A 12,506-nucleotide genomic window follows, 5' to 3' on the forward strand; every position below is an offset into this window, starting at 1 on the left:
AAAATGGGGTTCGAACAGGAGGGGGGCCCGATCTGGGATCCCCGCGTCACCGCCAATATCCACGCCGCCGGAGCGGTGCTGTGGCGCGAGTCGTCCTCGGGTGCGATCGAGATCGCGCTCGTCCACCGCCCCAAGTACGAGGACTGGTCGCTGCCGAAGGGCAAACTCGATCCGGGCGAAACCCCGGTGCTGGCCGCGGTCCGCGAAGTCCGGGAGGAAACCGGGCTGGAGAGCAGGCTCGGCCGCTACCTCGGCCACGTGACCTACCCGATCCCCGGCCACCGCAAGCTGAAGCGGGTCGACTATTGGGCCGCCGAACAGGTGGGCGGGGAGTTCACCGTCAACTCCGAGGTGGACGTGCTCAGCTGGCATCCGCTGGATCGGGTGATGGACCAGCTGTCGTATCCGATGGACCGGCAGGTGGTGCGCGCCTTCACCCGACTGCCCGCGCGCACCGACACTCTGCTGTTGGTGCGGCATGCCAAAGCAGGCCGCAGGGACCGCTTCAACGGTCCCGACGAGCAGCGTCCACTCGACCGCGAGGGCGAGGCGCAGGCACAGGCGCTCACGCCGAACCTCTTGGCGTTCGGCGCATCTGAGGTCTATTCGGCTCCACCACTGCGTTGCGTGCAGTCCGTGGCGCCGTTGGCGGAGAAACTCGGTGTCGAAATCATCAAGGAGCCATTGCTTTCCGAGACCGGGTACGCCGAAAACCCGGACGCCGCCCGGAAACGTTTTCGAGCCCTGGTGTCGGACAAAGCCGTTCGTGTCGTCTGCAGTCAGGGCAAGGTGATCCCCGATCTGCTGGGATGGCTGGCCGAACGCGATGGAATCGCGCTGCCGTCGGCGCGCAATCGCAAGGGCAGTGTGTGGGTGCTGTCGTTCGTCGGCCATCGCTTGGTGGCCGCCGACCATCTGGATCGATCGCTGTCAGCCTACGTGGTGCGGTCGGATTAGACCGGCAGGTCCCGCGTCACCGCGCGGGTCGGCGGGCGCCGAGTGGCGGCCACGGCCGTGAGGTCTCGGTAGGCGGACAGCCGAAAACGGCCCCGGGTGTCTCCCGGGGCCGTCTCGACGTTGAGGCGAATGGGCCCAGTCGTGGGGCCACGCATTCAGCGCCGATCCGGCGGTGGCTCGAGATCAGCGGGTTCCGCGAGTCGAGGCCTTCTTGGCCGCGGTCTTCTTCGCGGTGGTCTTCTTGGCGGCAGCGGTGGTGGTCTTCTTGGCCGCCGTGGCCTTGGTGGCCGTCTTCTTGGCCGGAGCCTTCTTCGCGACCGCGGTCTTCTTCGCGGGCGCCTTCTTCGCAGCGGTCTTCGTAGCGGTCGTCTTGCGCGCGGTGGTCTTCGCCGGAGCCTTGGCGGCGGCCTTGCGGGCCGTCGTCTTGGCGGGCGCCTTGGTCGGCGTCGACTTCTTGGCGGCGGTCTTCTTGGCCGCCGTCTTCTTCGCCGCCGCCTTCTTCGCCGACACCGGCGCATTCACCCCGCGCTTGACGGCGGGCCCGGTCGCGGCCAGTTTCTGCTTACCCGCGATCACCGCCTTGAACTGAGCGCCGGGACGGAACGCGGGCACCGAAGTGGGCTTGACCTTCACCGTTTCGCCGGTACGCGGGTTCCGTGCGACGCGAGCCGCACGCTTACGCTGTTCGAACACACCGAATCCGGTGATAGTGACGCTCTGACCCTTGTGCACCGCGCGCACGATGGTGTCGACCACATGCTCGACTGCCGCGGTGGCCGTGCGCCTGTCCGTACCCAACTTTTCGGTCAGAACGTCGATCAGTTCCGCCTTGTTCATTGAATCCTCCGCAGACTAATGGCCCGTCGTCGGACCGACTAGGTACCACGGTAAACCCACTTTGGGCAAGAGTCTATGTGCCACGCCAAAATTCATGTGGTTTAGCACACGTCCAGCTACCGCAACTTAGGGTGTCCAGCTAACCGGCGGGGGTGATTACGTCTGCGAAATATGTGCTGGCAGGGTAGTGGGTTTCCATGTTGGCCTTGCCTTTTCGAACCGGGCGATCGCGTCCTCCCGGCGCAGCGTCAGGCCGATGTCATCCAATCCTTCCAGCAGACGCCACCTGGTGTAGTCATCAATATCGAACGGCAACACGACGGTTCCGGCCGTCACCGTGCGCGCCTCGAGGTCCACAACCAATTCCAAGCCGGGCTGTTCCTCGAGCAACTTCCAGAGCATTTCGACATCGTTCTGTGACATCTGAGCGGCGACCAGACCGCCCTTGCCCGCATTGCCGCGGAAGATGTCGGCGAACCGGGATGAGATGACCACCCGAAAGCCGTAGTCCGACAGCGCCCAAACGGCGTGCTCACGCGACGATCCCGTACCGAAATCCGGACCCGCCACCAAGACACTACCCCTGTTGTAAGGCGCGATGTTCAGAATGAAGTCGGGATCGGTGCGCCATGCGGCGAACAACCCGTCCTCGAATCCGGTCCGCGTCACCCGCTTGAGGTAGACCGCCGGGATGATCTGATCGGTATCGACATTGGAGCGGCGCAGCGGCACCCCGATGCCCTTGTGCACAGTGAAGGCTTCCATAACGAATCTCCTGGGTTTGATTGAGGGAATCGGGGCCGGTCAGTCCAGATCCGCAGGCGATGACAGAGTTCCACGGACCGCCGTCGCGGCCGCTACGAGGGGAGAAACGAGGTGCGTACGGCCGCCTTTGCCCTGCCTGCCCTCGAAGTTGCGGTTCGAGGTGGACGCGCAACGCTGGCCGGGCTCGAGCTGGTCCGGATTCATTCCCAGGCACATTGAGCAGCCGGCTTGCCGCCATTCGGCGCCCGCCGCAGTGAAAATCTCCCCGAGTCCTTCTTTTTCCGCCTGTGCGCGAACCCGCATCGAGCCCGGTACAACCAGCATTCGCACGCCATCGGCGACATGACGTCCCTTCAAAATCCCGGCCACCGCACGCAAATCTTCAATGCGTCCGTTGGTGCACGAGCCGACGAATACGGTGTCGATCGGCACTTGTCGAAGCGGAGTACCCGGCTCCAAGTCCATGTAACGCAGAGCTTTCTCCGCGGACTCGCGAGCCACCTCGTCGGCAATGGCGGCGGGGTCGGGCACCGCCTCACCCAGCGGGGCGCCTTGACCCGGGTTGGTGCCCCAGGTGACGAACGGAGTCAGCTCGGAGGCGTCGATGTGCACCTCGGCGTCGAAAACAGCGCCCTCGTCGGTCTTCAGCGCCTCCCAGGCGGCCACCGCGGCGTCCCAATCGGCTCCCTGCGGCGCGTGCGGCCGTCCTTTGAGGAATTCGTAGGTGGTCTCGTCCGGCGCGATCATGCCTGCCCGCGCGCCCGCTTCGATGGACATGTTGCAGATCGTCATTCGGGCCTCCATCGACATGGCCCGGATGGCCTCGCCGCGGTACTCCAGGACGTAGCCCTGGCCGCCGCCGGTGCCGATCTTCGCGATGACGGCCAGGATCAGGTCCTTGCTCGTCACGCCGGGCGGCATGACGCCGTCCACCGTGATCGCCATCGTCTTGAACGGACGCAGCGAGAGGGTCTGGGTGGCAAGCACATGCTCCACCTCGGAGGTGCCGATGCCCATCGCCAGCGCCCCGAACGCGCCGTGCGTCGAGGTGTGGCTGTCGCCGCAGACCACGGTCGTGCCCGGCTGGGTCAGGCCAAGCTGCGGCCCGACCACGTGCACGATGCCCTGGTCCAGGTCGCCCATCGGGTGCAGCCGCACACCGAATTCCGCGCAGTTGCGCCGCAGCGTCTCCACCTGGGTGCGCGAAATCGGGTCGGCGATCGGCTTGTCGATATCGATCGTCGGAACGTTGTGGTCCTCGGTCGCGATCGTGAGATCGGGCCGTCGCACCGGCCTGCCCGCTGCACGCAGTCCGTCGAAGGCCTGCGGGCTGGTCACCTCGTGGACGAGATGCAGGTCGATGTAGATCAGGTCCGGTTCGCGCGAGGCACCCTCGCCCTCCCCGCGAGCGACGACGTGCTGGTCCCATACCTTCTCGGCCAGCGTGCGCGGTTCGGCCATTGTCGATCACCTTTCGGACGAAGCAGCCGTTCCGCGATCTGGACTCCGACGCGGCGACGGTTGCACAAGTTGGGATAGCTGCGCCTGGTCCGAACGCCGAGAGGAAGGATCCGTGGAGGTGGATTTCTCAACATCCGAGACGCTAGTATCGTTCTATGAGACAGCATAGCGGCATCGGCGTCCTCGACAAAGCAGTGGCGGTCCTGTACGCCGTAGCCGAGCATCCCTCGGGTCTCAACGAGCTGTGCGCGCGCACCGGTCTGCCCCGCGCCACCGCACACCGTCTCGCCGTCGGCTTGGAAGTGCATCGCCTGCTCGCGCGCGACAGCAACGGCACCTGGCGGCCGGGCCCTGCCCTCGCCGAGCTCGCGACCAGCGCGAACGATCCACTGCTCGAGGCCGCGTCGGCCATCCTCCCCCGGCTGCGCGAGATCACCGGCGAGAGCGTCCAGCTGTACTGCCGCGACGGCAACGCCCGCGTCTGCGTCGCGGCGCTGGAACCTCCCGTGGGACTGCGCGACACCGTGCCGATCGGGGCGCGGCTGCCGCTCACCGCGGGGTCGGCGGCCAAAGTACTGCTGGCGTGGGCCGACCCGGAACTACAGCGCACCATCCTGGCCGACGCGGTGTTCGGCGAACGCGCGCTGGCCGAGGTGCGCAAGCGCGGGTGGGCGCAGAGCGCGGCCGAGCGTGCGGCAGGCGTGGCCAGCGTCTCCGCGCCGGTGCGCGACGCGGGCGGCGCCGTGGTCGCGGCCGTGTCGGTGTCGGGACCGATCGATCGGATGGGCCGCAGGCCGGGCGCGCGGTGGGCGGCGGATCTGGTCGCCGCGGCCGAGGCGCTGCACAAGCGCCTGTAACCTGTTTCAGTCCGGACTCTCTAGAGTTGCCCCATGGGAGTCAATCAACGGGCACAGATCGTGATGTCCGACACCGAGATCACCGAGTTCCTGCAGCGCAGCCGGATCGCGACGCTGGCGACCATCGGACCGAAGGGCACGCCGCACCTGACCGCGATGTGGTACGCGCTCATCGACGGCGAGATCTGGTTCGAGACCAAGGCCAAATCGCAGAAGGCGGTGAACCTGCGCCGCGATCCTCGGGTCACCTGCATGGTCGAGGCGGGCGACACCTACGACCAACTCCGGGGCGTGTCGATCGAGGGCCGCGCCGAGATCATCGATGACGCCGAGAAACTCTTCGCCGTCGGCGTGAGCGTATGGGAGCGCTACACCGGCCCCTATGACGAGGAATTGCGCCCCATGGTCGAAGCCATGCTGAACAAGCGGGTCGCCGTACGCGTCGTGCCGGAGCGCACGCGCAGCTGGGATCATCGCAAGCTCGGCCTTCCGGCGATGCCGCTGGGCGGCAGCACCGCGCAGGCACTCGACTGACCGGCCCGAACGCGATCGGGCCGCGCGACGCGCGCGAAATCCAACTGACACAACCGCCTCGCACGGGCTAGCGTCGGGTGTTCGACAGCAATCGGCCGGGCACCGCCGCCCGCGAGGACGCGGCGCGCGGCCGCGACGACGAGGAGCAGCGATGGCGGATTCGGGTAAGTCCAACGGCGCCGACGAGGTGAAGCGCAAGTTCCGGGAAGCACTGGAGCGCAAGAACCAGCAGAACGCCCGCACGGCCGACCACCTCGACGGACGGTCGAAGGCGTCCTCGGCGCACTCCGCGGTCGGCCACAAGCGGGAATTCCGGCGCAAGAGCGGATAGTCCGCACAGTCGGCGAAAGCCCTCCAGCAAGATCGCTGGAGGGCCTTTCTTTTGCCGCTCGCCCCCGCGACCGGCACGGCCCGGCGGCCAATTTGCGTCCGTCCCCCGCGACCGGCGCGGCCCGGCGGCCGATTTGCGCCCGTCCTCCGCGACCGGCGCGACCCGGCGGCAGATTTGCGTCCGTCCGCTGCCACCGGCGCAGCCGGGCCGCTCATTTGCCCCCATCTCCCGCGAACGGCTCGGCTGGACTGCCGGACTCACCGGGACGGCTCGAACAGTCCCGCACCTGGAAGACCTGGCACGGGCAATTCGGCGCCACCGCCGCACTGCCCGATCCTGCCGGTGGGCGATCCTGACCGTCCGCACAGGCGGCTCCGACGCTCTCTGCCGTGCGATCCGGGTCATCGCCGGATCGAGACTCGGGCCGACTGCCGCAGCATGCGAATCGGTCCACATGAGCACGTCGCATGGGATGCCGCGCTGCCTTCGATGACTCGGCGGGGCTCCCACGGTGGGACGGGACCTAGCTGGTACCCGCCGAATACCTGGATCGTGGCCCCTTCATACGGAGCCGGACAGCGCCGACGGAGTTCAGCGCGAACCCGATCGGCCGAGAGTGAGATACGGCACAGTCAGTAGTTCAGGCGAGGTACCACCAAAGACAGGCCGAGCTTCCGAAGAGATCCACCACCCGGCAAGACCCGGATCCGCCACCGACCACACCACCGGACCACGACCATCCAGACGGGGCGAAGCCCGCGCCGGGGGTCCGGGGGCGAAGCCCTCCGGGCGGGGGTGTGGAGGTTGCCCCCACAAGACACTGGGAAACGAGAAAGGCCCATGCTCCATGAGCATGGGCCTTTCCCTCGTGTAGCCCCGACGGGATTCGAACCCGCGCTACCGCCTTGAGAGGGCGGCGTCCTAGGCCGCTAGACGACGGGGCCAGGACTGCTTCTCGCTGTCGCGAGGAGCGCCGTGGTTGATCTTTCGATCAGGAGGCTCGGCTAGTTTATCTGGCCGAGGCCCGGCGACCAAATCGCCAGGTGCTGAGGGATTTCGGCCGCGAACCGAAGTCTTACAACACACTCCGCTGGGGTACCAGGACTCGAACCTAGAATGGCTGAACCAGAATCAGCTGTGTTGCCAATTACACCATACCCCAATGACCAGGTCGTTCAGCCTCGCGTCTGGGTGACTCGAGACCGTGTTCCGGGCCGAGAAGAAGAGTACCAAACGGCTACGGGTTAACTACAAATCGCCTGGTCAAAGCCATATTTTCAGCCTTCGGAGCCGGTCTGGGCGGTCTCCTTCCAGTCCAGCGCCGCGCGCAGCCGGTCCAAGGTGAGGTCGCGGCCGAGCAGTTCCAGGGATTCGTACAGCGGCGGGCTGATATGCGATCCGGTGATCGCGACCCGCACCGGAGCGAAGGCTTTGCGCGGTTTCAGCCCGAGATCATCGATCAGCGCCTTTTTCAGTGCCGCTTCGATCGCTTCGGTGGTCCACTCGGTCAACGGCTCCACGGCGGCAATAGCGGCCTGCAATACCGGAGCCGCGTCGGGACCGAGATTCTTGGCCCCCGCGGCCGGGTCGATCGCGAACTCCTCCGCGGGTCCGAACAAGAAACGCAGAAGGTCCCAAGCGTCGGACAAGACGACAATCCTGGTCTGCACGAGTTCCGCCGCCGCGGCGAACACCTTTTCATCGATTTCGGCGCCGATATGGCCGTGTCCGGTGAGATACTCCCGCAGCCGGTGGGCAAAATCACCCGGAGCCAGCAATCGGATGTGCTCGGCGTTGAGGGCGTCCGCCTTCTTCTGGTCGAATCGGGCCGGATTCGAATTCACTTTCGAAATGTCGAAGGCCTCGACCATCTCCGCCATGGAGAACACGTCGCGGTCCTCGGACAGGCCCCAGCCGAGTAGCGCGAGATAATTCAGCAAACCCTCGGGGATGAACCCGCGGTCGCGATGGGCGAACAGATTCGACTCCGGATCACGCTTGGACAACTTCTTGTTGCCCTGACCCATCACGAACGGCAGATGGCCGAACTCGGGAGTGAAATCGGCGACCCCGATCCGGCGCAGCGCGGCGTACAGCGCGAGCTGGCGGGGAGTGGAGGAGAGCAGGTCCTCGCCGCGCAGTACGTGGGTGATCCGCATCAGCGCGTCGTCGACGGGGTTGACCAGCGTGTACAGCGGCTGGCCGTTGCCGCGGGTGAGCGCGAAGTCCGGGACGCTGCCCGCCTTGAAGGTGGTCTCCCCGCGCACCAGATCGTTCCAGGACAGGTCTTCTTCGGGCATCCGCAGCCGGACGACGGCGGGGCGCCCCTCGGCCCGGTACGCCTCGATCCGCTCCGGCGTCAGGTCGCGATCGTAGTTGTCGTAACCGAGCTTCGGATCGCGTCCCGCGGCGCGATGACGGGCCTCGACTTCCTCCGGCGTGGAGAACGATTCGTACGCCTCACCGGCCTCCAGCAAACGCCGAACAACGTCCTGGTACAGTTCTTTTCGTTGCGACTGGCGATATGGCGCGTAAGGGCCGCCGACCTCCGGCCCCTCGTCCCAGGTGAGGCCGAGCCAGCGCAGCGCGTCGATAATCGCCCGGTAGGATTCCTCGGAATCCCGTACGGCATCGGTGTCTTCGATTCGAAAGACGAATGCGCCACCGAGGTGGCGGGCGTAGGCCCAGTTGAACAGCGCCGTCCGGATCAGGCCGACGTGCGGCGTTCCGGTCGGTGACGGGCAGAATCGGACCCGTACTTCAGTCATGGCTCTCTTTCGATCAGCGTTTGGCGGCAACGGGATTGGTGAGGGTTCCGATGCCCTCGACGGTCACCGACACCTGCTGGCCCTCCCGCATCGGGCCGACGCCCTCGGGGGTGCCGGTGAGGATGACGTCACCGGGCAGCAGTGTCATCACGGTGGTGATCCACTCGATGAGCTTCGGAATGTCGTGCAGCAGAAGCGAAGTGCGGCTGCGCTGACGCACTTCACCGTCGAGCTCGGTGACGAGCTCCAGATCCGAAGGGTCCAGGGAGGTTTCGATCCACGGACCGAGCGGGCAGAACGTGTCGTAGCCCTTGGCCCTGGTCCACTGTCCGTCGTGGCGCTGCTGGTCGCGAGCGGTCACATCGTTGGCGGCGGTGTAACCCAGCACCACGTCCAGCGCGCGGCCGGCGGGCACGTCCTTGCAGGGGCGGCCGACGACGATCGCCAGCTCCCCTTCGTAGTCGACCTGAGATGAGCTGGGCGGCAGGATGATCGGGGCGTTCGGCCCCACGATCGCGGTGTTCGGCTTGAGGAAGATCACCGGGTCGGCGGGCGCGGGACCACCCATCTCGGCGGCGTGGGCGGCGTAGTTCTTGCCGACGCAGACCACCTTGCTGGCCAGGATCGGCGCGAGCAGCCGCACGTCGGCCAGCGGCCAGCTGCGGCCGGTGAACGTCGGTGTGCCGAACGGGTGTTCCGCGATCTCCTTGGCCACGCTGTCGCTTCCGTCGCCTTCGATGCTGACGAAAGCGACTCCATCGGGACTGGCAACTCGACCTAGACGCATGCCCGGAGTCTATCGACCCACCGTCACCTGCTCGAACGCGCCCGACCGGGTGGTACGGAATCCGCCCGGATCCGGCGGCGGCGCGCGCTGTGAGCAGCCCGACAGCCGCAACCGTCGAATCGAGCAGCCGCCGGGTGTACCGTGAGCAGCGAGTTCATAAAATGGGAATTGTATCCCAAATAATGAGATTCCGAGGTGAGGCCGATGGCGACCGTAACGCAGATCGACGAGGTTCGGCGCTGGTCCATGCTCGGTCTCGGCGTGTTCGCCCAGGCCTCCAGCGCGGTCTTCATCCACGGCGTCCCGTTCCTGCTGCCCGCGCTGACCGACCGCGGCTTGCCGCTGGCGACGGCGGGCCTGCTGGTGGCCATGCCCACCGTCGGGCTGGTGTGCACCCTGATCGCGTGGGGTTATCTGGTGGACCGGATCGGCGAACGCAAGGTGCTGGTCGGTGGTCCGCTGCTGATGCTGGCGGCGGGCTGCGCCGCCGCGGCGACGACGAACGACATCGCCCTCGGCGCGCTGCTGTTTCTCGGGGGCGTCGGGGCGGCCAGCACGAACGGCGCGAGCGGCCGGGTGATCGTCGGCTGGTTCCCGCCGCAGCGGCGCGGGCTGGCGATGGGCATCCGGCAGACCGCGCAGCCGCTGGGCGTCGGTGTCGGCGCGCTGGCGATTCCGGCCGTCGCCTCCGCCCACGGTGTACCCGCGGCCATTCTCGTTCCCGCGCTCATGGCGGGTGTGGCGGCCATGGGTTGTCTGGCCGGCATCGTGGACCCCCCGCGTCCCGATCGCGCCGCCGCCGATCCGGCGTTGCGTGCCAATCCCTATCGCGACAACGCCATGCTGTGGCGCATCCATCTGGTCTCGGTTCTGCTCGTCGTCCCGCAGGGCACCGTGTGGACGTTCGCGCTGCTGTGGTTGCACCGGGATGTCGGCTGGTCGTTGGCAGCGGCGGGTGCGCTGGTGACCGTTACGCAGATCCTCGGCGCGCTGGGCCGCATCGGTGCGGGCGCGTGGTCGGATCGGGTCGGCAGCCGGATGGGCCCGCTGCGCACGGTGGCCGTCGCCGCCGTGCTGTCGATGACCGCGCTGGCCCTGACCGCGTCGATCCACTGGTGGTGGGCCGCCATTCCGCTGCTGATCGCCGCGTCCGTGATCACCGTCTCCGACAACGGCTTGGCCTTCACCGCGGTCGCCGAGATCGCGGGTCCGTACTGGAGCGGCCGGGGCCTCGGCATCCAGAACACGGGGCAGAACCTCGCGATGGCCGCGGTTCCGCCCGTGTTCGGCGCCCTGATCACCGCGAGCGGCTTCCCCGCCGCTTTCCTCTTGGCCGCGGTCTCGGCCGTCGCGGCGGTCCCGCTGGTTCCCCGCGACCCAGCCTAGGTTCGCGCGTCGAAGGATTGCCGGGTCGCGGCACAGGGCCGTACTCCGCGTGCAGATCGCCCGGACGATCTCGACTCGATGGCGCTGTGTCACCTGAATTCGGTGACACAGCGCTGGTCGAGCGCGCCGCGTCGGAGTCTGGCGGTAGGCGGGTACACCCGGGTTCCGCTGCCATCACCCGCCTCTGGACAAGGCCGCACCGCACGGTCGATCCAGGACGGGTCTCGTCCTCGCCGATCACCGGAACTCGGTAGGCGGCGCCGGTCGGGCGCGAGGCAAGCCGAGCCTCGCGGTGGGGGCCGCACCCCGAGCAGCGAATGTAGTCGCCAGTACCTCGCGTGATCCGCGCCGCCGTCGGTCGGCGCATATCAACAAGCCACGTCGCGCCGAGGTCGTGCAGTAGGCGGGCCGCTCGGCAATGTCCCCTACTGCCTCGGAGATCGGTCGACCAGGCCGGCGCGCGAGTCCGAACAGGCGCTGGCGGGGCGGACGGCTGAACGCGAAAGGTCCCGCTGCCGGAGTGTGGCAGCGGGACCTGCCTGTGCGACGGTCAGAGAGTGGCCGCGATGCGGTCGCCGATTTCCACGGTCGACGCCGTGCCGGAGCGAGACTCGAGGTCCTTCGCGACCGCCGACTCGATGCGCGCGGCCTCCTCGGCGGCGCCGAGGTGGTTGAGCAGCAGGGCGACCGAGAGGATGGCCGCGGTCGGGTCGGCCTTGGACTGGCCCGCGATGTCGGGGGCGCTGCCGTGCACCGGCTCGAACATGCTCGGGTTCGTGCCGGACGCGTCGATGTTGCCGCTGGCGGCGAGGCCGATGCCACCGCTCACGGCGGCGGCCAGGTCGGTGATGATGTCGCCGAAGAGGTTGTCGGTGACGATCACGTCGAACCGGCCCGGGTCGTTGACCATGTGGATGGTCGCGGCGTCGATGTGCTGGTAAGCCGTTGTGACATCGGGGAACTCGGCCGCGACCTCGTCCACCGTGCGCTGCCACAGCGAGCCGGCGAAGGTGAGCACGTTGTTCTTGTGCACCAGCGTCAGCTGCTTGCGCCGGGCCTGCGCCTTGGCGAAGGCGTAGCGCACCACGCGCTCGATGCCGAAGCGAGTGTTGGTGCTGACCTCGGTCGCCACCTCGTGCGGGGTGCCGACGCGGATCGCGCCGCCGGTGCCGGTGTACGGGCCCTCGGTGCCCTCGCGCACGACGACGAAGTCGATGTCGGGGTTGCCTGCCAGCGGGCTGGTCACGCCCGGGAACAGCTTGGACGGCCGCAGGTTCACGTGGTGGTCCAGCGCGAACCGGGTGCGCAGCAACAGGCCGCGTTCGAGCACGCCACTGGGCACCGACGGATCGCCGATCGCGCCGAGCAGGATCGCGTCGTGCTGCTTCAGTTCGGGCAGCACCGAATCCGGGAGGATCTCGCCGGTCGCGTGGTAGCGGCGTGCACCGAGGTCGTACTCGGTCTTCTCGACGCCGGGCACGACCGCGTCGAGCACCTTGAGCGCCTCGGCGATGACCTCGGGCCCGATCCCGTCGCCCGGGATGACAGCAAGCTTCATGACAAATGCTCCGTTCGATATTGCCGGTCGCGGGCCGCCGCAACGTGCGGCCCGGAGGCGACCGTCGGCATGCGCACGACATTCCGGCCGGGTGACCGCAGCACCGTCACGGTACTCGGCGCGGCCGGATCGCCGAGCACCGGGCGCGCGGCGGGCCTGCGCGCCGACGAAGAGACCGGCATCAGAGTTCCAGTAGCCGGGCGAGGGTTCCGCCGAGGACGCGTTCCCGCACTTCGCCCGAAGCGGTGACGCGTTCCACCGTGGC

General features: G+C 67.6%; 12 protein-coding genes and 2 tRNA genes. 5 read left to right on the forward strand and 9 right to left on the reverse strand.

All coding sequences use genetic code 11. The annotated features are described in order from the left end of the window. The first annotated feature begins 3 nt into the window (after positions 1-3). The gene (locus tag ACWEO7_RS15085; protein ID WP_452423763.1) at positions 4-957 is read left to right on the forward strand and encodes an NUDIX hydrolase; all 954 of its coding nucleotides are present in this window, start codon (positions 4-6) and stop codon (positions 955-957) included. A gap of 183 nt (positions 958-1,140) precedes the next feature. On the opposite strand, the gene ACWEO7_RS15090 is transcribed toward ACWEO7_RS15085, so the two are convergent. From ACWEO7_RS15090 to leuC, 3 genes are all read right to left on the reverse strand, one after another. Continuing rightward, complete coding sequence (locus ACWEO7_RS15090; RefSeq protein WP_039799597.1) at positions 1,141-1,794, reverse strand: HU family DNA-binding protein; 654 nt, start codon at positions 1,792-1,794, stop codon at positions 1,141-1,143. 156 nt (positions 1,795-1,950) lie between these two features. After that, positions 1,951-2,559: a 3-isopropylmalate dehydratase small subunit gene (gene leuD, locus ACWEO7_RS15095; RefSeq protein WP_356961237.1), complete on the reverse strand. Its 609-nt coding sequence runs from the start codon at positions 2,557-2,559 to the stop codon at positions 1,951-1,953. A gap of 39 nt (positions 2,560-2,598) precedes the next feature. Next, a complete protein-coding gene (leuC, locus tag ACWEO7_RS15100; RefSeq protein ID WP_355069800.1) occupies positions 2,599-4,020 on the reverse strand; it encodes a 3-isopropylmalate dehydratase large subunit in 1,422 nt (473 codons plus the stop codon). Positions 4,021-4,175: 155 nt separating this feature from the next. Here leuC and ACWEO7_RS15105 point away from each other — a divergent pair, with 155 nt between their 5' ends. The 3 genes from ACWEO7_RS15105 (at position 4,176) to ACWEO7_RS15115 (ending at position 5,742) form a co-directional block, all read left to right on the forward strand. Beyond that, positions 4,176-4,877 (forward strand): IclR family transcriptional regulator, encoded by a 702-nt coding sequence (locus tag ACWEO7_RS15105; protein WP_355069799.1) that lies wholly within the window; start codon positions 4,176-4,178, stop codon positions 4,875-4,877. A gap of 33 nt (positions 4,878-4,910) precedes the next feature. Continuing rightward, on the forward strand, positions 4,911-5,411 hold the full coding sequence (locus tag ACWEO7_RS15110; RefSeq protein ID WP_452423765.1) for a PPOX class F420-dependent oxidoreductase: 501 nt from the start codon (positions 4,911-4,913) through the stop codon (positions 5,409-5,411). 151 nt (positions 5,412-5,562) lie between these two features. Further along, positions 5,563-5,742 (forward strand): DUF5302 domain-containing protein, encoded by a 180-nt coding sequence (locus ACWEO7_RS15115; RefSeq protein WP_452423766.1) that lies wholly within the window; start codon positions 5,563-5,565, stop codon positions 5,740-5,742. 871 nt (positions 5,743-6,613) lie between these two features. Here the strand turns inward: ACWEO7_RS15115 and ACWEO7_RS15120 are convergent. The 4 genes from ACWEO7_RS15120 to ACWEO7_RS15135 form a co-directional block, all read right to left on the reverse strand. Next, positions 6,614-6,686 (reverse strand) — tRNA-Glu (locus ACWEO7_RS15120). A 146-nt stretch (positions 6,687-6,832) separates the two neighbouring features. Beyond that, positions 6,833-6,904: transfer RNA gene (locus ACWEO7_RS15125), tRNA-Gln, on the reverse strand. 115 nt (positions 6,905-7,019) lie between these two features. Then, complete coding sequence (gene gltX / locus ACWEO7_RS15130; protein ID WP_452423768.1) at positions 7,020-8,510, reverse strand: glutamate--tRNA ligase; 1,491 nt, start codon at positions 8,508-8,510, stop codon at positions 7,020-7,022. 13 nt (positions 8,511-8,523) lie between these two features. Further along, the gene (locus tag ACWEO7_RS15135) at positions 8,524-9,297 is read right to left on the reverse strand and encodes a fumarylacetoacetate hydrolase family protein (RefSeq protein ID WP_452423770.1); all 774 of its coding nucleotides are present in this window, start codon (positions 9,295-9,297) and stop codon (positions 8,524-8,526) included. A 204-nt stretch (positions 9,298-9,501) separates the two neighbouring features. Between ACWEO7_RS15135 and ACWEO7_RS15140 the strand changes: the two genes are divergently transcribed. After that, on the forward strand, positions 9,502-10,683 hold the full coding sequence (locus ACWEO7_RS15140) for an MFS transporter (RefSeq protein WP_452423772.1): 1,182 nt from the start codon (positions 9,502-9,504) through the stop codon (positions 10,681-10,683). A gap of 550 nt (positions 10,684-11,233) precedes the next feature. On the opposite strand, the gene ACWEO7_RS15145 is transcribed toward ACWEO7_RS15140, so the two are convergent. Together ACWEO7_RS15145 and ACWEO7_RS15150 are read right to left on the reverse strand one after the other, a co-directional pair. Further along, positions 11,234-12,241: a 3-isopropylmalate dehydrogenase gene (locus tag ACWEO7_RS15145; RefSeq protein ID WP_452423773.1), complete on the reverse strand. Its 1,008-nt coding sequence runs from the start codon at positions 12,239-12,241 to the stop codon at positions 11,234-11,236. Then, positions 12,238-12,423 carry a hypothetical protein gene (locus tag ACWEO7_RS15150; protein ID WP_452423774.1) on the reverse strand — a complete coding sequence of 62 codons (186 nt, stop codon included), beginning with the start codon at positions 12,421-12,423 and terminating at the stop codon, positions 12,238-12,240. Before ACWEO7_RS15150 ends, ACWEO7_RS15145 begins: the two co-directional genes overlap by 4 nt. Positions 12,424-12,506 lie beyond the last annotated feature (83 nt).

This window comes from Nocardia sp. NPDC004260 (assembly GCF_053603155.1).

Excerpts from the sequence above, each read along its gene's own strand:
- ACWEO7_RS15085 (WP_452423763.1), top strand. The coding sequence starts at position 4 with ATGGGGTTCGAACAGGAGGGGGGCCCGATCTGGGATCCCCGCGTCACC.
- ACWEO7_RS15090 (WP_039799597.1), bottom strand. The coding sequence starts at position 1,794 with ATGAACAAGGCGGAACTGATCGACGTTCTGACCGAAAAGTTGGGTACG.
- leuD (WP_356961237.1), bottom strand. The coding sequence starts at position 2,559 with ATGGAAGCCTTCACTGTGCACAAGGGCATCGGGGTGCCGCTGCGCCGC.
- leuC (WP_355069800.1), bottom strand. The coding sequence starts at position 4,020 with ATGGCCGAACCGCGCACGCTGGCCGAGAAGGTATGGGACCAGCACGTC.
- ACWEO7_RS15105 (WP_355069799.1), top strand. The coding sequence starts at position 4,176 with ATGAGACAGCATAGCGGCATCGGCGTCCTCGACAAAGCAGTGGCGGTC.
- ACWEO7_RS15110 (WP_452423765.1), top strand. The coding sequence starts at position 4,911 with ATGGGAGTCAATCAACGGGCACAGATCGTGATGTCCGACACCGAGATC.
- ACWEO7_RS15115 (WP_452423766.1), top strand. The coding sequence starts at position 5,563 with ATGGCGGATTCGGGTAAGTCCAACGGCGCCGACGAGGTGAAGCGCAAG.
- gltX (WP_452423768.1), bottom strand. The coding sequence starts at position 8,510 with ATGACTGAAGTACGGGTCCGATTCTGCCCGTCACCGACCGGAACGCCG.
- ACWEO7_RS15135 (WP_452423770.1), bottom strand. The coding sequence starts at position 9,297 with ATGCGTCTAGGTCGAGTTGCCAGTCCCGATGGAGTCGCTTTCGTCAGC.
- ACWEO7_RS15140 (WP_452423772.1), top strand. The coding sequence starts at position 9,502 with ATGGCGACCGTAACGCAGATCGACGAGGTTCGGCGCTGGTCCATGCTC.
- ACWEO7_RS15145 (WP_452423773.1), bottom strand. The coding sequence starts at position 12,241 with ATGAAGCTTGCTGTCATCCCGGGCGACGGGATCGGGCCCGAGGTCATC.
- ACWEO7_RS15150 (WP_452423774.1), bottom strand. The coding sequence starts at position 12,423 with ATGCCGGTCTCTTCGTCGGCGCGCAGGCCCGCCGCGCGCCCGGTGCTC.